Annotated in this window: 2 protein-coding genes (1 of these 2 cut by a window edge); both read left to right on the plus strand. The window is 46.5% G+C overall.

Annotation, left to right across the window (positions count from 1 at the left end; genetic code table 11):
• Complete coding sequence (gene pksJ / locus NSU05_RS09060; protein ID WP_339204649.1) at positions 1 to 15,129, plus strand: polyketide synthase PksJ; 15,129 nt, start codon at positions 1 to 3, stop codon at positions 15,127 to 15,129.
• On the plus strand, positions 15,113 to 20,906 hold the start of the coding sequence (gene pksL / locus NSU05_RS09065; RefSeq protein ID WP_339204651.1) for a polyketide synthase PksL. 7,823 nt of this gene lie beyond the right edge of the window; the window shows 5,794 of its 13,617 coding nt (coding positions 1-5,794); it begins with the start codon at positions 15,113 to 15,115; the stop codon falls past the right edge of the window. Before pksJ ends, pksL begins: the two co-directional genes overlap by 17 nt.

Below are 20,906 nucleotides of genomic sequence, written 5' to 3' on the forward strand. Positions count from 1 at the left end.
ATGAGAAATAATGATAATATCCGCATTTTAGCTAATCCTTCTGTCAGTCATGGTGAGCCTTTACATATATCTGAAAAGCAGCCGGCAACAATACCTGAAGTTTTATACAGAACGGCGGCGGAGCTTGGGGATACAAAGGGAATCATTTATTTGCAGCCGGATGGAACTGAAGTTTACCAATCATACAGACGATTATGGGATGATGGACTGCGCATTGCAAAAGGGCTTCGCCAATCAGGCCTGAAAGCAAAACAAAACGTGATTTTGCAGCTTGGTGACAATTCACAGCTTCTCCCTGCGTTCTGGGGGTGTGTGTTAACAGGGGTTGTTCCGGCTCCATTAGCCGTTCCGCCAACGTATGCTGAATCGAGCAGCGGCACTCAAAAGCTGAAAGACGCATGGACGCTTCTTGATAAGCCAGCGGTGATTACGGACCGGGGGATGCATCAGGAAATGCTCGATTGGGCAAAAGAACAAGGGCTTGAAGGGTTCAGGGCAATTATTGTAGAGGATCTGCTCAGCGCTGAAGCGGACACAGATTGGCATCAATCCAGTCCTGAAGACTTAGCGCTTTTATTGCTGACTTCAGGCAGTACGGGAACGCCCAAAGCAGTTATGCTTAATCATCGTAACATTATGAGCATGGTGAAAGGGATTATTCAAATGCAAGGCTTCACCAGAGAGGATATTACGTTTAACTGGATGCCGTTTGACCATGTCGGAGGGATCGGAATGCTGCATTTGCGGGATGTTTATCTTGGCTGTCAGGAAATTAACGTCTCAAGCGAAACGATCTTAATGGAGCCGTTGAAATGGCTGGATTGGATTGATCATTACCGAGCTTCTGTTACGTGGGCGCCGAATTTTGCGTTTGGTCTGGTTACTGATTTTGCAGAAGAAATAAAAGATAGGAAATGGGATCTGTCTTCAATGCGATACATGCTCAATGGCGGTGAAGCAATGGTAGCCAAGGTAGGGCGCAGAATACTTGAGCTTTTAGAACCACATGGACTGCCTGCTGACGCCATCCGACCTGCCTGGGGAATGTCCGAAACTTCATCGGGCGTTATTTTTTCTCATGAATTTACCCGGGCTGGAACAAGTGATGATGATCATTTTGTTGAAATAGGCTCTCCAATCCCCGGCTTCTCTATGAGAATTGTGAATGACCATAATGAATTGGTTGAAGAGGGTGAGATCGGCCGTTTTCAAGTCTCGGGTCTTTCTGTTACTAGCGGTTATTACCAGCGGCCTGATTTGAATGAGAGTGTGTTTACAGAAGACGGCTGGTTTGAAACCGGAGATCTTGGCTTTTTGCGAAACGGGCGCTTAACCATAACAGGCCGTACGAAAGATGCAATTATCATTAACGGCATTAATTATTACAGTCATGCAATTGAGTCTGCAGTTGAAGAATTATCTGAAATTGAAACTTCTTATACTGCTGCTTGCGCTGTCCGTCTGGGCCAGAATTCAACAGATCAGCTGGCTATCTTCTTTGTTACTTCCGCAAAATTAAATGATGAGCAGATGTCTCAGCTTCTTAGAAACATACAATCCCATGTCTCACAGGTGATCGGAGTCACCCCGGAATATTTGCTGCCTGTACAAAAAGAAGAGATTCCAAAAACGGCTATCGGAAAGATCCAGCGCACCCAGCTAAAAACTTCATTTGAAAATGGAGAGTTCGACCACTTGCTACATAAACCCAATCGGATGAACGATGCGGTCCAGGATGAGGAGATACAGCAAGCAGACCATGTGAAAAGAGTAAGGGAAGAAATACAGAAGCATCTGCTCACCTGTTTGACTGAGGAGCTGCATGTTTCCCGCGATTGGGTGGAGCCAAATGCAAATATCCAAAGTCTTGGTGTGAATTCTATCAAGATGATGAAGCTCATTCGATCGATCGAGAAAAACTACCATATCAAACTAACAGCCAGAGAGATACATCAATATCCTACAATTGAACGCTTAGCCAGCTATCTATCAGAACATGATGACCTCAGCAGTTTGTCTGCTGACAAAAAGGGCACGGACACATATAAAACCGAACCGGAAAGGAGTCAGGCAACTTTTCAGCCTCTCTCTGAGGTTCAAAAAGGATTATGGACATTGCAAAAAATGTCACCCGAAAAAAGTGCATATCACGTACCTCTCTGTTTTAAATTTTCGTCAGGGCTTCACCATGAAACATTCCAGCAGGCTTTTGGCCTTGTATTGAATCAGTACCCAATCTTAAAGCACGTCATCCAAGAGAAAGATGGAGTGCCATTTCTTAAAAATGAGCCAGCACTTTCAATTGAAATCAAGACAGAAAATATCTCAAGTTTGAAAGAGTCTGATATTCCTGCTTTTCTTAGAAAGAAAGTAAAGGAACCGTATGTAAAGGAAAACAGCCCGTTAGTGCGTGTCATGAGCTTTTTCAGATCTGAACAAGAGCATTTTTTATTAGTTGTCATTCACCATTTGATTTTTGACGGAGTTTCGTCTGTCACATTTATACGCAGTCTGTTTGATACCTATCAGCTTCTTTTAAAAGGACAGCAGCCGGAAATAGCTGTTTCTCCTGCCATTTATCATGATTTTGCGGCATGGGAGAAAAACATGCTTGCCGGCAAAGACGGTGTGAAGCATCGTACATATTGGCAGAAACAGCTATCGGGAACTTTGCCGAATCTTCAGCTGCCTAAGGTCAGCGCAAGTTCAGTCTCTGAGTTTAGAGAGGATACATACACCAGGCGGCTGTCCAGCGGCTTCATGAATCAGATCAGAACGTTTGCGAAAGTGCATTCTGTAAATGTCACGACGGTATTCTTAAGCTGCTATATGATGCTGCTTGGCCGTTACACAGGCCAAAAAGAACAGATCGTCGGCATGCCGGCCATGGTGAGGCCGGAAGAAAGATTTGATGATGCCATTGGACATTTTCTCAATATGCTCCCGATTCGGAGTGAGCTGAACCCGGCAGACACTTTTTCTAGCTTTATTTCAAAATTGCAATTAACGATATTGGATGGACTTGATCATGCAGCATATCCTTTTCTAAAAATGGTGAGGGATCTGAATATTCCTCGCAGTCAAGCAGGTTCACCGGTATTTCAAACCGCTTTTTTCTATCAGAATTTTCTTCAATCCGGAAGCTATCAAAGCTTGCTGAGCCGCTATGCTGACTTCTTTTCTGTCGATTTCGTTGAGTGTATTCACCAAGAGGGCGAATACGAATTAGTATTTGAACTGTGGGAAACAGAAGAAAAAATGGAGCTGAACATCAAGTACAATACTGGGCTGTTTGATGCGGCTTCTATATCCGCCATGTTCGACCATTTTGTTTATGTAACAGAGCAGGCGATGTTGAATCCTTTTCAGCCTTTAAAAGAGTATTCTTTATTACCTGAGGCAGAGAAGCAGATGATTCTCAAAACATGGAACGCCACAGGAAAAACGTATCCATATATAACTTTTCATGAGTTGTTTGAGCAGCAGGCGAAAAAGACGCCTGATAGAGGGGCTGTCAGCTATGAAGGTCAAACATTGACGTATCGGGAGCTTGATGAAAGAAGCACACAGCTGGCCATTTATTTGCAGGCGCATGGAGTGGGTCCTGACCGTCTGGCGGGGATCTATGTGGATCGATCGCTGGACATGCTAGTGGGTTTATTAGCGATCCTCAAGGCTGGGGGAGCGTATGTGCCACTAGACCCGTCCTATCCGGCTGAACGATTAGAATACATGCTTGAGGACAGTGAAGTTTTCATTACACTGACGACATCAGAATTAGTAAATACGTTGAGTTGGAACGGTGTCACAACAGCTCTTTTAGATCAAGATTGGGATGAAATTGCTCAAACAGCCTCTGATCGAAAAGTGCTTACACGCACTGTCACGCCGGAGAACTTGGCATATGTCATTTATACATCCGGCAGCACAGGAAAGCCAAAAGGTGTCATGATACCGCATAAAGCTTTGACAAACTTTCTCGTTTCGATGGGGGAAACACCAGGTCTTACGGCAGAGGATAAAATGCTTGCTGTCACAACCTACTGTTTTGATATCGCAGCTCTGGAATTATTTTTGCCTTTAATAAAGGGCGCACACTGCTATATTTGTCAAACGGAGCATACAAAAGACGTTGAAAAACTGAAACGGGACATCCGCGCGATCAAACCGACAGTGATGCAGGCAACCCCCGCTACGTGGAAGATGCTCTTTTATTCAGGCTGGGAAAATGAAGAGAGCGTGAAAATTTTATGCGGTGGCGAAGCATTTCCTGAGACATTAAAACGATATTTCTTAGATACGGGCAGTGAAGCCTGGAATATGTTCGGGCCAACCGAAACAACTATCTGGTCAGCGGTTCAGCGCATTAGCGATGAATGCTCTCATGCCACGATAGGAAGGCCAATCGCCAATACACAAATCTATATTACGGATTCTCAGCTCGCGCCAGTGCCGGCAGGTGTCCCGGGTGAGCTGTGCATTGCAGGAGACGGTGTGGCGAAGGGCTACTACAAAAAGGAAGAATTAACGGATTCGAGATTCATTGACAACCCTTTTGAGCCTGGGTCTAAGCTTTATAGAACGGGAGACATGGCCCGCTGGCTTCCGGGAGGGCGAATTGAATATATAGGCCGCATCGATAATCAAGTAAAAATCCGCGGATTCCGTATTGAACTTGGTGATATTGAAAGCAGGCTTAGTGAGCATCCCGGCATTCTGGAATGCGTTGTGGTCGCAGATATGGATAACCTAGCTGCCTATTATACAGCTAAACATGCAAATGCTTCTCTCACAGCGAGAGAGCTGCGTCATTTTGTGAAAAACGCTTTGCCTGCCTATATGGTGCCTTCTTATTTTATTCAGCTTGATCATATGCCGTTAACTCCGAACGGAAAGATAGATAGAAACAGCCTTAAGAATATCGATTTATCAGGGGAGCAGCTAAAGCAAAGGCAGACCTCTCCTAAGAACATTCAGGATACTGTTTTTACCATTTGGCAGGAAGTGCTGAAAACGAGTGACATTGAATGGGATGACGGATTTTTCGATGTGGGCGGGGATTCGCTTCTCGCGGTCACTGTGGCTGATCGCATCAAACATGAACTATCCTGTGAGTTTTCTGTCACAGACCTGTTTGAGTATTCAACCATTAAAAATATCAGCCAGTACATCACTGAACAGCGAATGGGCGATGCAAGTGACCATATGCCGACAGACCCGGCAGCTCATATAGAAGATCAGTCTACCGAGATGAGTGATCTCCCAGACTATTATGACGATAGTGTAGCGATTATTGGCATATCGTGTGAATTTCCAGGGGCAAAAAATCATGATGAATTTTGGGAGAACCTCAGAGACGGCAAGGAAAGCATAGCGTTTTTCAATAAAGAAGAGCTTCAGCGCTTTGGCATTTCAAAGGAGATAGCGGAGAATGCCGACTATGTCCCGGCTAAAGCTTCAATTGAGGGGAAAGACAGATTTGATCCAAGCTTCTTTCAAATCTCTCCTAAAGACGCTGAATTTATGGACCCTCAGCTTCGGATGCTGCTGACTCATTCATGGAAAGCAATAGAAGATGCCGGTTATGCTGCGAGACAGATTCCGCAAACCAGTGTTTTTATGTCGGCAAGCAATAATTCTTATCGCGCGCTGCTGCCGTCAGATACAACAGAGAGCCTAGAGACGCCGGACGGCTATGTTTCGTGGGTGCTTGCACAGAGTGGGACGATCCCGACAATGATTTCTCATAAGCTCGGGCTGAGAGGGCCAAGCTATTTCGTTCATGCCAACTGCTCATCATCTCTGATTGGATTGCATTCTGCCTATAAAAGCCTCCTGTCGGGTGAATCTGATTATGCTTTAGTTGGCGGTGCAACGCTGCATACCGAGTCAAATATCGGATATGTGCATCAGCCTGGGCTGAACTTTTCGAGTGATGGACATATTAAAGCTTTTGACGCTTCAGCTGACGGAATGATAGGCGGTGAGGGCGTTGCTGTTGTATTGCTGAAAAAAGCAGCTGATGCTGTAAAGGACGGGGATCATATCTATGCCTTGCTGAGAGGCATTGGTGTAAATAACGACGGCGCTGACAAAGTCGGCTTTTATGCTCCAAGCGTTAAAGGCCAGGCTGACGTGGTCCAACAGGTCATGAATCAAACGAAGATACAGCCTGAATCCATCTGCTATGTAGAAGCACACGGGACCGGAACGAAGCTGGGGGACCCGATCGAGCTGGCGGCTTTAACAAACGTTTACAGGCAATATACAAATAAAACGCAATTTTGCGGCATTGGGTCGGTGAAAACCAATATCGGACATTTAGATACAGCCGCCGGTCTTGCGGGCTGCATTAAGGTTGTGATGAGTCTTTATCATCAAGAGCTTGCACCGAGTATCAATTATAAGGAGCCGAATCCAAATACAGACTTAGCCAGCTCTCCTTTTTACGTCGTCGATCAAAAGAAAACGTTAAGCCGTGAGATCAAAACGCACAGGGCTGCACTTAGCTCGTTCGGGCTTGGCGGGACAAATACCCATGCCATTTTTGAACAATTCAAAAGGGATTCAGATAAGGGAAAGATAGACGGAACCTGCATCGTCCCGATCTCGGCGAAAAATAAAGAGAGGCTGCAAGAGTATGCAGAAGACATTCTGGCCTATTTAGAAAGAAGAGGGCTTGAGAACAGCCAGCTGCCTGATTTTGCGTATACCCTTCAGGTGGGGCGCGAAGCGATGGAGCATCGCGTTGTCTTTATTGCCGATCATGTAAATGAGTTAAAACAGAGGCTCACAGATTTTATCAATGGTAAAACAGCGATTGAAGGCTGTTTTCAAGGAAGTAAGCACAATGCAAGAGAGGTTTCATGGCTGACGGAGGATGAGGACAGCGCTGAACTCATACGTAAGTGGATGGCCAAAGGAAAAGTAAACAAGCTTGCAGAAATGTGGAGCAAGGGAGCGAATATAGATTGGATGCAGCTTTACAAGGGTGAGCGCCCAAACAGAATGAGTCTGCCGACTTATCCATTTGCAAAGGAACGATACTGGCCGTCGCAGGATGACCGCAAACCGGTGGCGCAGATATCCGGAAATCAGACAGGGATCGGCTCTATTCATCCATTGCTTCATCAGAATACATCTGATTTTTCTGAACAGAAATTCAGTTCGGTTTTCACTGGTGACGAATTTTTCCTGAGAGACCATGTGGTAAGAGGAAAGCCTGTGCTTCCTGGTGTTGCGTACCTTGAAATGGCGTACGCGGCTATAAACCAGGCGGCAGGAAGTGAAATTGGCCAAGATGTCAGAATCAGATTGAATCATACAGTCTGGGTTCAGCCTGTTGTGGTTGACAGACATTCAGCTCAAGTGGATATCAGTCTCTTCCCTGAAGAAGATGGAAAAATCACCTTTGACATTTACAGTACACAGGAAGACGGGGACGACCCTGTTATTCATAGTCAAGGCAGTGCGGAGCTGGCATCTGCCGCCGAAACGCCAGTCGCAGACCTCACTGAAATGTCACGCCGCTGCGGCAAAGGAAAGATGTCGCCTGATCAATTTTACGAAGAAGGCAGAAGCAGAGGAATGTTCCATGGTCCGGCCTTTCAAGGAATTAAGAATGTGAATATAGGAAACAGAGAGGTTTTGGCGCAGCTGCAGCTTCCGGAAATCGTTTCTGGAACGAATGAACAGTTTGTGCTGCACCCAAGTATCATGGACTCCGCCTTGCAGACAGCAACAATATGCATCATGCAGGAATTGACGGATCAAAAGCTGATTTTGCCATTTGCGCTTGAGGAGCTTGAGGTGATCAAAGGGTGTTCTTCTTCTATGTGGGCTTATGCTCGCTTAAGTGACAGCGATCACTCCGGAGGGGTTGTTCAGAAAGCGGATATCGATGTCATTGACGAGAGTGGAAGCGTATGTGTCAGGATCAAAGGATTCTCAACGAGAGTATTAGAAGGGGAGGTTCATACTTCAAAGCCTTCAACACGGTACGAACGCTTAATGCTTGAACCGGTGTGGGAAAAACAGAATGAAGAACGAGAGGACGAAGATCCTTCGTACACGGAGCATATCATTGTTCTCTTCGAAACTGAACGAAGTGTCACAGACAGCATTGCCTCCCACATGAAAGATGTCCGTGTGATTACTCTAAACGAAGCTGAAGGACATATTGCTGAACGTTATCAATGTTACATGCAGAACATTTTTGAACTCCTGCAAAGCAAGGTCCGTGAACTTTCTGCAGGCCGTATCATCATTCAAGCGATTGTTCCGCTGGAAAAAGAGAAGCAATTGTTTGCCGGCGTTTCCGGTCTGTTTAAAACAGCAGAAATAGAGTTCAGCAAACTGACTGCTCAGGTCATCGAAATTGAGAAACCTGAAGAGATGATAGACCTTCACCTCAAGCTGAAAGACGACAGCCAGAGACCATTTGACAAACAGATTCGATATGAGGCTGGACACCGTTTTGTGAAAGGCTGGAGGGAAATGGTGCTTCCTTCAGCTGATATGCTTCACATGCCGTGGAGAGACGAAGGCGTTTATCTAATCACAGGCGGAGCAGGAAGCTTAGGCCTTCTGTTTGCAAAGGAAATTGCCAATCGAACTGGCCGGTCTACTATTGTGCTGACGGGACGATCTGTTTTAAGTGAGGATAAGGAAAACGAGCTGGAGGCTCTTCGAAGCATCGGAGCGGAGGTTGTCTATCGGGAGGCTGATGTAAGTGATCAGCATGCGGTTCGTCATCTTTTGGAGGAAATCAAAGAAAGATATGGCACTCTCAATGGAATTATTCACGGTGCAGGCAGCATTAAAGATCGCTTCATCATTCATAAAACGAATGAAGAGTTTCAAGAAGTGTTGCAGCCAAAAGTGAGCGGGTTGTTACATGTAGACGAATGCAGCAAGGATTTCCCATTGGACTTTTTCATTTTCTTCTCTTCTCTTTCGGGATGTTTAGGAAACGCTGGACAAGCCGATTATGCGGCAGCCAATTCGTTTATGGATGCATTTGCTGAATACCGCCGTTCTCTTGCGGCATCAAAAAAGAGATTCGGCTCCACCATTTCCTTCAATTGGCCGTTATGGGAAGAAGGCGGTATGCAAGTCGGCGCTGAAGATGAAAAGAGAATGCTGAAAACGACGGGAATGGTCCCGATGCCGACAGATAGTGGCTTGAAAGCATTTTATCAAGGGATAGTATCTGATAAGCCGCAAGTTTTTGTGATGGAAGGACAGCTTCAGAAAATGAAGCAAAAACTGCTTTCCGCAGGATCGAAAGCCAAGCGGAACGATCAGAGAAAGGCGGATCAGGATCAAGGACAAACTAGAAAATTGGAAGCAGCCTTAATCCAAATGATTGGCGCAATTTTGAAAGTAAACACTGACGATATCGATGTCAACACAGAGCTGAGTGAGTACGGATTCGACTCAGTTACATTCACTGTCTTTACAAACAAGATCAACGAAAAATTTCAGTTGGAGCTAACACCGACCATTTTCTTTGAATATGGTAGCGTCCAAAGCCTGGCTGAATATGTAGTTGCTGCGTATCAGGGCGAATGGAATCAAGATGCTACTGCTAAAGGCAAAGATGAAAGAACAAACTTAGTGCACAGTTTAAGCAGCCTGGAGGCATCATTAAGCAACATGGTCAGTGCAATTTTAAAAGTAAATAGTGAAGATATTGATGTCAATACAGAGCTGAGTGAATACGGATTTGATTCCGTTACATTTACGGTCTTTACAAACAAGATTAACGAAGAATTTCAGTTGGAGCTAACGCCGACCATTTTCTTTGAATATGGAAGCATCCACAGCCTGGCTGAGTATTTGACCGTTGAACATGGTGACACCCTGGTTCAGGAGCGAGAAAAACCAGAGGGGCAGGAAGAGTTACAGACAAAATCATCTGAAGCGCCGAAAATCACATCACGTAGAAAGCGCCGCTTTACACAGCCTATTATTGCAAAAGCAGAAAGAAACAAAAAGCAGGCTGCCGATTTTGAGCCGGTTGCAATTGTCGGCATCAGCGGCCGGTTCCCTGGCGCTATGGATATAGACGAATTTTGGAAAAACCTAGAAGAAGGAAAAGACAGCATCACAGAAGTTCCAAAAGATCGATGGGATTGGCGGGAGCATTATGGAAACCCAGACACTGACGTCAATAAAACCAACATCAAATGGGGTGGGTTTATTGATGGTGTCGCAGAGTTTGATCCGTTGTTTTTTGGTATTTCGCCGCGAGAAGCTGATTATGTAGACCCTCAGCAGCGCTTGTTAATGACATACGTGTGGAAGGCATTGGAAGATGCGGGTTGCTTGCCGCAAAGCCTTTCGGGTACAGGGACTGGTATCTTTATCGGTACGGGAAACACCGGTTATAAAGATCTATTCCATAGAGCGAATCTTCCAATTGAAGGCCATGCTGCTACAGGTCATATGATTCCTTCGGTAGGCCCGAATAGAATGAGTTATTTTTTAAATATTCATGGTCCGAGCGAGCCAGTAGAGACGGCTTGTTCCAGTTCTCTTGTAGCCATTCACCGTGCTGTGACTGCGATGCAAAACGGTGATTGTGAGATGGCGATCGCTGGAGGCGTGAATACGATCTTAACCGAGGAGGCGCATATTAGCTACAGCAAGGCGGGGATGCTCAGCAAAGACGGCAGGTGTAAAACCTTCTCTGCCGATGCGAATGGCTATGTCAGAGGCGAAGGGGTCGGAATGGTCATGTTGAAAAAGCTGGAAGATGCCGAGCGCGACGGAAATCATATTTACGGCGTTATTCGGGGGACGGCGGAAAATCACGGCGGAAGAGCCAATACCCTGACATCGCCTAATCCGAAAGCACAAGCTGATTTGTTGGTGCGTGCATATCGCCAAGCAGGCATAGATCCAAGCACTGTCACATATATCGAAGCACATGGAACAGGGACGGAATTGGGCGATCCGATTGAAATAAATGGGCTGAAAGCTGCGTTTAAGGAACTATCCAATATGAGAGGCGAGAGCCAGCCGGATGTTCCGGATCACCGTTGCGGCATCGGCTCAGTTAAAAGCAATATCGGTCATTTAGAGCTAGCAGCCGGTATTTCCGGTTTGATCAAAGTGCTTTTGCAAATGAAGCATAAAACGTTAGTGAAAAGCCTGCATTGCGAGACGCTTAATCCTTATCTTCAGCTGACTGACAGTCCGTTTTACATCGTTCAGGAAAAACAGGAATGGAAGTCTGTCACAGATCGTGACGGAAACGAGCTTCCGCGCCGTGCCGGAATCAGTTCGTTTGGGATTGGCGGAGTAAACGCGCATATTGTGATTGAAGAATATATGCCAAAAGCCAATTCAGAACACACGGCTACAGAACAGCCAAACGTGATTGTGCTGTCGGCTAAAAATAAAAGCAGGCTGATGGATCGTGCTTCGCAATTGCTTCAGGCGATTCGCAATAAAAAATATACAGATCAGGAGTTGCACCGCATCGCTTACACCCTGCAGGTCGGGCGCGAGGAAATGGATGAGCGTCTGGCGTGTGTTGCGGGGACGATGCAGGAACTTGAAGAGAAACTGCAGGCGTTTGTTGACGGTAAGGAAGAAACAGACGAATTTTTCCGGGGACAGTCTCATCGAAATAAAGAGACCCAGACTATTTTTACAGCGGATGAAGATATGGCGTTGGCACTTGATGCTTGGATCAGAAAAAGAAAATACGCCAAACTTGCTGATTTATGGGTCAAAGGGGTCTCAATCCAGTGGAACACATTATACGGAGAGACCAAACCGCGCCTGATCAGCCTCCCTTCATATCCGTTTGCGAAGGATCACTATTGGGTGCCGGCAAAGGAACATTCAGAAAGAGACAAAAAAGAACTGGTTAATGCAATTGAAGATCGGGCTGCATGCTTTTTGACGAAACAATGGAGTTTGAGTCCAATTGGCTCAGCAGTGCCGGGGACAAGAACCGTTGCCATCCTGTGCAATCAAGAGACAGCAGATTTAGCAGCAGAATTGTCTTCGTATTTTCCGAATCATCTCTTATTAGATGTGAGCCGGATAGAAAATGATCAGTCAGACATTGATTGGAAAGAGTTTGACGGCCTAGTGGATGTCATCGGATGCGGTAGGGATGATGAGGGCCGGCTGGATTGGATTGAATGGGTGCAAAGACTGGTTGAATTCGGGCATAAAGAGGGGCTCAGGCTGCTTTGTGTGACGAAGGGGCTCGAATCGTTTCAAAACACATCTGTCCGGATGGCTGGCGCCTCACGGGCTGGGTTGTATCGAATGCTCCAATGCGAGTACAGCCATCTTATATCAAGGCATATGGATGCTGAGGAGGTTACTGATCATCGCCGTCTCGCGAAGTTGATCGCTGATGAGTTTTATTCCGATTCTCATGATGCCGAGGTTTGCTACAGAGATGGTTTACGGTACCAAGCTTTTCTAAAAGCTCATCCGGAAACAGGTAAGGCCACGGAACAAAGCACGGTCTTCCCGAAAGATCATGTGCTTCTCATTACAGGCGGCACACGAGGCATCGGACTATTATGCGCCCGTCATTTTGCAGAGTGCTATGGAGTGAAAAAACTGGTGCTGACCGGACGAGAACAGCTTCCTCCGCGAGAGGAATGGACTCGTTTTGACACCTCGAACACATCAGTTGCCCAGAAAATCCAGGCAGTGCGGGAGCTGGAAGCGAAGGGTGTACAGGTGGAGATGCTGTCACTGACGTTATCTGATGATGCTCAGGTTGAGCAAACGCTGCAACATATCAAGCGAACATTAGGACCGATTGGCGGTGTCATTCATTGTGCAGGTCTGACGGATATGGATACGCTGGCATTTATCCGAAAAACTTCAGATGATATTCAGCGGGTGCTGGAACCTAAGGTGTCAGGTCTTACAACGTTATATCGCCATGTGTGTAACGAGCCTTTACAGTTTTTTGTCTTATTTTCTTCTGTTTCAGCCATTATTCCGGAGCTTTCGGCGGGACAAGCTGACTATGCGATGGCCAATAGCTATATGGATTATTTTGCAGAAGCACATCAGAAACATGTGCCGATCATCAGTGTTCAGTGGCCGAACTGGAAAGAAACCGGTATGGGTGAAGTGACAAATCAAGCGTATCGGGACAGCGGCTTGTTGAGCATTACGAATTCAGAAGGCTTACGTTTTCTAGATCAAATTTTATCGAAAATGTTCGGAGCGGTTGTTCTCCCTGCAATGGCGAATCAAACAAACTGGGAGCCGGAACTGCTGATGAAGAGGAGGAAACCGCATGAGGGCGGTTTGCAGGAAGCTGCTTTACAGAGCCCGCCAGCCAGAGACACTGAAGAGGCCGATGAAGTTTCCAAAAGTGATGGATTATTATCTGAAACACAGTCCTGGCTTGTTGATCTGTTTACCGAAGAGCTGAGAATAGATCGTGAAGACTTCGAGATTGACGGGTTGTTTCAGGATTATGGCGTGGATTCGATCATTTTGGCACAGGTGCTCCAGCGTATAAACCGCAAATTAGAGGCAGCGCTCGATCCATCGATTCTATATGAATACCCGACAATTCAAAGGTTCGCAGATTGGCTGATCGGTTCTTATTCCGAAAGGCTGTCCGCTTTATTCGGAGGCAGGATATCTGATGCATCAGCACCTTTGGAGAACAAAATAGAGGCGGAGGCATCTGTTCCTGCGGAGGATCGAGCTCTTACACCTCAGATTCAGGCGCCAGCGATTTTGTCACCGGACTCTCATGCAGAAGGTATTGCCGTTGTCGGACTCTCTTGCCGATTCCCTGGGGCAGATACATTGGAGTCATATTGGTCGTTACTATCCGAGGGGCGTTCGTCAATCGGCCCGATTCCGGCAGAGCGTTGGGGCTGTAAGACGCCATATTATGCCGGCGTGATTGATGGCGTCAGCTATTTTGATCCTGATTTCTTTTTGCTTCACGAAGAAGACGTAAGGGCGATGGATCCGCAAGCACTGCTCGTGTTGGAAGAGTGTCTGAAACTCTTGTATCACGCCGGTTATACGCCTGAGGAAATAAAGGGCAAGCCCGTCGGTGTTTATATCGGAGGCAGAAGCCAGCACAAACCTGATGAACACAGCCTTGATCATGCCAAGAATCCGATCGTGACAGTCGGCCAAAATTATTTAGCCGCTAATCTTTCACAATTTTTTGATGTCCGCGGCCCAAGTGTTGTAGTTGACACTGCATGCTCGTCAGCTTTGGTCGGCATGAATATGGCCATTCAGGCGCTGCGTGGCGGAGATATTCAATCCGCCATAGTCGGCGGTGTCAGCTTGCTGAGCTCAGATGCCTCTCACAGGCTGTTTGACCGGCGCGGCATTTTAAGCAAGCATTCATCCTTCCATGTGTTTGATGAGCGTGCTGACGGAGTTGTGTTAGGTGAAGGCGTCGGAATGGTCATGCTAAAAACCGTAAAACAGGCACTGGAAGACGGAGATACCATATATGCTGTCGTCAAAGCGGCCTCGGTCAATAACGACGGAAGAACGGCGGGGCCTGCAACACCTAATCTTGAGGCGCAAAAGGAAGTCATGAAAGATGCGCTTTTCAAAAGCGGAAAAAAACCAGAGGACATCAGCTACCTTGAGGCAAACGGGTCAGGTTCAATCGTAACCGATCTCCTTGAGCTAAAAGCGATCCAATCAGTGTACCGTTCTGGGCACTCATCGCCTCTTTCTCTTGGCTCAATCAAGCCAAACATCGGGCATCCGCTATGTGCTGAAGGGATCGCCAGCTTCATTAAGGTTGTGCTGATGCTGAAAGAGCGCCGCTTTGTCCCATTTTTATCAGGTGAAAAAGAGATGACGCATTTCGATCAACAGAAAGCGAACATCACGTTCAGCCGAGCCCTGGAAAAATGGACAGATTCGCAGCCTACTGCGGCTATTAACTGCTTTGCCGATGGGGGGACGAATGCCCATGTCATCGTAGAGGCGTGGGAAAAAGATGAAAAACACGCCATCAAGCGCAGTCCAATATCGCCTCCTCAATTAAAGAAACGAATGCTTTCGCCAGGCGAGACAAAGCTGGAAGCGGAGACTTCGAAAATGACTGCGGCAAACATATGGGATACTTATGAGGTGGAGGTCTAACGTGAAAAAGATAACGAAACAACTCACATTATCGTTAAAAAATCCGTTTATTTATCACCATGTGGTTTACGGACAAAATGTCCTGCCGGGATTGGCTTATATCGATATAATCTACCAGATATTCAGAGAACACGGCTTCTCCTGCTCAGAGCTTCAGCTGCGGAATTTATCTATCTATCAGCCATTGACGGCGGAACAGGATGCAGTAATTGTTCTGAATATCCAATGCGCGGAGAAAAAAGAAGGACAGTGGCAAATCACAGCCAAGGGAATTGAAAAACGTGCCGGGAAAGAAGCTTCAGAAGAAAAGCTCTATATGAAGGCTGACATGCACGCAGACTCCCCAGCCATATTTGAAGAAACACTGGATTTCAGTCAAATCAAAGCATCTGCACAGAACGTTGTTCAGCTTGATGATGTATATGAACAATGCAGACGTCAGGAATTGGTGCACAGCGAATATATGAAAGCAAAAGGCTGCATCTATGAAGAGGAAGACGGCGTCCTTCTTGAGCTTTCTCTCGGTTCGGAGGCCATGCTTCACGCAGAAGGCTTTATGTTTCACCCGACTCTCATAGACGGGAGCGGGGTGGGTGCCAATCATTTGCTCACATCTTTGCTTAAAGGAGAACAGAGGCTGTATTTGCCTCTGTTCTATGAATCCTTTTCAGCTTCTGGACTTTTGCAGTCGGATTGCATGACGAGAATTAAGCGCTCCTCCGTCCGGCGGGAAAAAGAGCTGATTTATGTAACACTTGAATTTTTTAATGCGTCGGGAGAAAAAGTGGCTGAGTTGAAAAACTTTACAAGCAAATTGGTGCGAGAAGCGGAGCTGATTAGCGGAAAACATCAAGATGCACAGGAGACACAGATGACAAGAGCGGACACTGCTGAGCGTGAGAAACCTGCTGACATGGTATCTTCTCCCGTTAATTCCTATAGCGGGGCTGAACAGTTCGTAAGTCAATTAATCGCAGAGAAAATCAATAAGCCGGTAGAACAAGTTGAAAAACAGGTCGGTTATTACCAAATGGGACTGAATTCATCGGGCTTGCTTGAGGTGGTAGAAACGATCAGTGATAAGATCGGTGAGAGCCTTTCGCCGACTCTTCTGTTTGAGCATACCACCATAGCGGAGCTGTCAGCGTTTCTTGCCGAGGAATATGCTGAGCATTTTAGTGCCGCTGGTTCCCTTGGCCTTGGCCAGAATGAAAGAGCACGCGTTTCCGACACAATAAACGATCGTAAGACTGTTGAAGCTTCTCGTCCTGCACCTATTGAGGCAGCAGGCGATATTGCGATTATCGGCTTGGCGGGCAGGTATCCGAAGGCAGCCAATATTCATGAATTTTGGAACAATCTGAAAGAGGGAAAGGACTGTGTTAGCGAGATTCCTGAGTCGCGCTGGGATTGGCAGCGACTTGAAGGAATCACATCTCCTTCGGGTAAGGACATTTCCAAATGGGGAGGATTTATTGATGACCCCGACTGCTTCGATCCTCAATTTTTCAGAATCACGCCAAGAGAAGCGGAGACAATGGACCCTCAAGAGCGGCTGTTTTTAGAAACATGCTGGGAAACGATTGAGGATGCGGGCTATACGCCAAAGACGTTGGCGAAGCCTAAAGGACGAAATAAAAGGCAGCATGTAGGAGTTTTTGCCGGTGTCATGCACAAGGATTATACATTAGTCGGAGCTGAAGAAGCATCAGCAGAAAACGTGTTTCCTCTCTCGCTCAACTATGCGCAAATCGCCAACCGTGTTTCTTACTTTTGTAATTTCCACGGTCCGAGTATGGCTGTCGATACGGTATGTTCATCCTCTTTGACCGCAGTGCACTTGGCGTTGGAAAGCATACGTCACGGTGAGTGCGATGTTGCGTTAGCAGGCGGAGTGAACCTGTCTTTGCACCCGAATAAATATTTGACATACGGGGTCTGGGATATGTTTTCCACTGACGGGCACTGCCGTACGTTTGGAAAGGATGGGGACGGTTATGTGCCTGCCGAGGGTATAGGCGCGGTTTTATTAAAGCCTTTGCGCCAGGCGGAGGAAGACGGAGATCGCATTTATGCGGTTATTAAAGGAAGTGCTGTGAATCATGTGGGCACTGTAAGCGGCATTTCAGTGCCGAGCCCTGTTTCTCAAGCTGATCTGATTGAGACATGCTTGGAGAAAACGGGAATCGACCCGCGGACGATCAGTTATGTGGAAGCCCATGGTACCGGCACGTCCTTAGGAGACCCTATCGAAATACAGGGATTAGTCAAAGCGTTCCGCCAATATACGCAGGATCGGCAGTTCTGTTCAATCGGTTCTGTAAAGTCAAACATTGGGCACGCCGAATCCGCCGCGGGGATCAGCGGTTTAAGCAAGGTTGTCCTTCAGCTTCACCATCAAAAACTTGTGCCTTCTTTGCATTCGGAAGAACTGAATCCGTACGTTGATTTTGAAAAGTCTCCATTTTATGTACAGCATAAAACAGAAACGTGGAAGCAGCCTGTTATCAAGGAGAATGGGGAAGAGGTCCCTTATCCGCGGCGGGCTGGTATCAGTTCCTTCGGAGCAACTGGTTCAAACGCACATATTATCCTTGAGGAATATATTCCTCAAGCAGCGGAGCAGGACGTTTCTTTGTCCTCAGATTCTGACATATCCGCAGTTATTCCGCTTTCTGCCCGTAATCAAGAACGTCTCCGTGTATATGCAAAACGTCTCTTGGATTTTCTTCATGATGGGATTCAGATTAAAGATTTGGCGTATACATTGCAGGTAGGCCGTGAACCAATGGAAGAACGGGTTTCTTTCTTAGCATCCGGAATTCAAGAATTAAGCGACCAATTGAAGGCTTTTATAGAAGGACAAAAAACCATTCAGCATTGCTGGAAGGGCCGCGTGTCAAGAGGAAGCGAACCATCGCGTCCCGCCGAATCGGTACATAAATTGCTGGAGCAAAGAAAACTCGATCAAATTGCGGAGCAGTGGGCGAACGGATCTGGTGTTGACTGGAAGCTGCTTTACGACGGAAACAAACCAAAGCGGATCAGCCTGCCGACTTACCCATTTGAGAGGGTGCGTTATTGGGTGCCGAAAGCGGAGAAAAAGACTGATCGTTTAAAGGAGGAGCGACACATCCTGCATCCTCTTCTGCATCAAAATGTGTCCGACATATCGGGTGTCCGCTTCCGTTCAGCGTTTACAGGACGTGAATTTTTCTTGAAGGATCATGTCATAAAGGGCAAACACGTTTTACCTGGCGCAGCTTTATTGGAGATGGTTCGGGCAGCTGTGGAAAGGGCAGCTGCGGATCAGTTCCCGACAGGATTCCGGCTCCGGAATATCGTCTGGGTCCGGCCGTTCGCCGTCACGGAACAGCAGAAAGATATAGATGTACGTCTATATCCTGAGGAGAATGGTGAGATTACATTTGAAATCTGTCGGGACCCTGAAAGCGCAGAGGAGTCGCCGATTGTATATGGACAAGGGAGTGCAGTGCTTTGTGAGGCTGGTGAGAATCCGGTCATCAACATTGAAGAACTGAAGGCAAGCTATAATGGCCGGACGCTGTCACCTTTTGATTGCTACGAGGCTTATACAGAAATGGGTATTCATTATGGTGACAGCCACAGAGCGATCGACAGCCTATATGCCGGCGAAAACGGAGTTCTAGTGAAATTGACGATGCCTCCTGTAATCTCTGATACAAAAGACTGTTATATTCTGCATCCGAGCATGATAGATTCGGCATTTCAAGCATCTATCGGTTTGAGGCTGGGAGGAGCTGCGAGTTTAGAAGACAGAAAGGCAATGCTGCCTTTTGCCATACAGGATGTCCAAATCTTCAAAGGCTGCGAGGCATCTATGTGGGCGCGGATCACATATAGCGAGGGCAGTACAGCTGGGGATCGTATGCAGAAGCTTGATATCGATTTATGCAATGAAGAGGGGCAGGTTTGCGTGCGATTGACGGGCTATTCTGCAAGAGTGTTAGAAACAGATCAAGAAGGTCCTTCTGAAGCGACTGACACGCTACTGTTCGAACATATTTGGGAAGAACGTGCTGCAGAGAGGCAAGAGCTCATAGAGTACGACACACATAAAGTCGTTGTCTGTGATGTTGGAGAACAAATGGAAAGCCTCCAAAATCATCTTGACTGTACAGTTCTGCAGCCAGAGACAATTGATGAACGGTTTGAAGGTTATGCCATACAGTTATTTGAAGAAATCAAACAGCTAATGCACTCAAAAACAGGGGGACAAACATTCATTCAAGTGGCGGTGCCTGCGTTGGACGAGCCTCAGCTATTAAGCGGCTTAACTGGATTGCTCAAAACGGCTGAACTGGAAAATCCAAACCTGACAGGACAGTTGATCGAAATAGAAACCGGGATGTCAGCTGGTGACCTATTCGAAATATTGGAGGAAAACAGACGCTATCCGCGTGACACGCATATCCGCCACTGGCAAGGGAAGCGATTTGTAAGCAAGTGGAAAGAAGTGTCTGGTGAGCACCGAAGAGCTGACATGCCATGGAAGGATAAAGGCGTGTATCTGATCACAGGCGGTGCAGGCGGTCTGGGATTCATCTTTGCAACTGAAATCGCAAACCAAACGACTGACGCGGTTGTGATCCTGACAGGACGCTCTCCGCTTGATGAAAGGAAGAAGAAGAAGCTTAAAGCCTTACAGAAACTTGGCATCCAAGCGATTTACAGACAAGCTGATCTGGCTGACAAACAAACGGTTGATGCCTTATTAAAAGAAACCCAAAACGTTTATGGAAACTTAGATGGCATCATTCACAGCGCCGGTTTAATAAAAGATAATTTCATTATGAAGAAAAAGAAAGAAGAGGTTCAAACCGTTCTTGCTCCAAAGGTAGCAGGACTGATTCACCTTGACGAAGCAACGAAAGATATTCCGCTCGATTTCTTTATCCTTTTTTCCTCAGGTGCCGGTGCAGTAGGAAGCGCGGGACAGGCTGATTACGCAATGGCCAATGCATTTATGAATGCATTCAGCGAATATCGAAATGGCCAAGCAGAGCTGCACAAGCGTTACGGAAAAACTCTTTCAGTGTGCTGGCCGCTGTGGAAAGACGGGGGCATGCAAATTGATGCGGAAACTGCAAGGATGCTGAAAAGAGAAACAGGCATGGTGGCCATGGAAACAGATCGTGGGATTCAGGCGCTATATCATGGCTGGACGTCAGGAAAGCCGCAAGTGTTAGTTGCTTCCGGTGTTACTGATCGGATTCGTGCATTTTTACATGAAACGGGACATGGCAAAGGCCAATCTCACAATATCAAAAAAAGCAGTCTCAATCAGGAGGCAGAAAAAGCAGACATGATCGGGGAAATTGATGAAGAGATACTAAGAGAAAAAGCGGAGAACTATTTTAAACAGGTGCTTTCTTCGGTGATTAAGCTGCCAGCTGGCCAGATTGATGCTGAAGCTCCTCTCGAGGATTACGGGATCGATTCTATCATGATCATGCATGTAACGGGTCAATTAGAAAAAGGATTCGGTTCTTTGTCCAAGACGTTGTTCTTTGAATATCAGGATATTCGCTCATTAACACGGTATTTTATTGATTCCCACAGAGAAAAATTGCTGGACATCTTGGGAATTGAAACAGGAAAACCTTCTGTTGGAAGAAAATCAGAAGCTGAAAAACAAGAAATCCCAGTTACCCCAAGAAAGTCTGGGTTTCTTCCTTTGCAAGATAAAGAGCAGAAGCAGTTAAGAGAGAAGGAAACGGAAGAAATCGCAATCA

This window comes from Bacillus sp. EU52 (assembly GCF_037964975.1).
GTDB lineage: Bacteria > Bacillota > Bacilli > Bacillales > Bacillaceae > Bacillus > Bacillus subtilis.

What these genes read in the sequence shown, in the direction of transcription:
- pksJ (WP_339204649.1), top strand. Translation starts at nt 1, where the DNA reads ATGAGAAATAATGATAATATCCGCATTTTAGCTAATCCTTCTGTCAGT.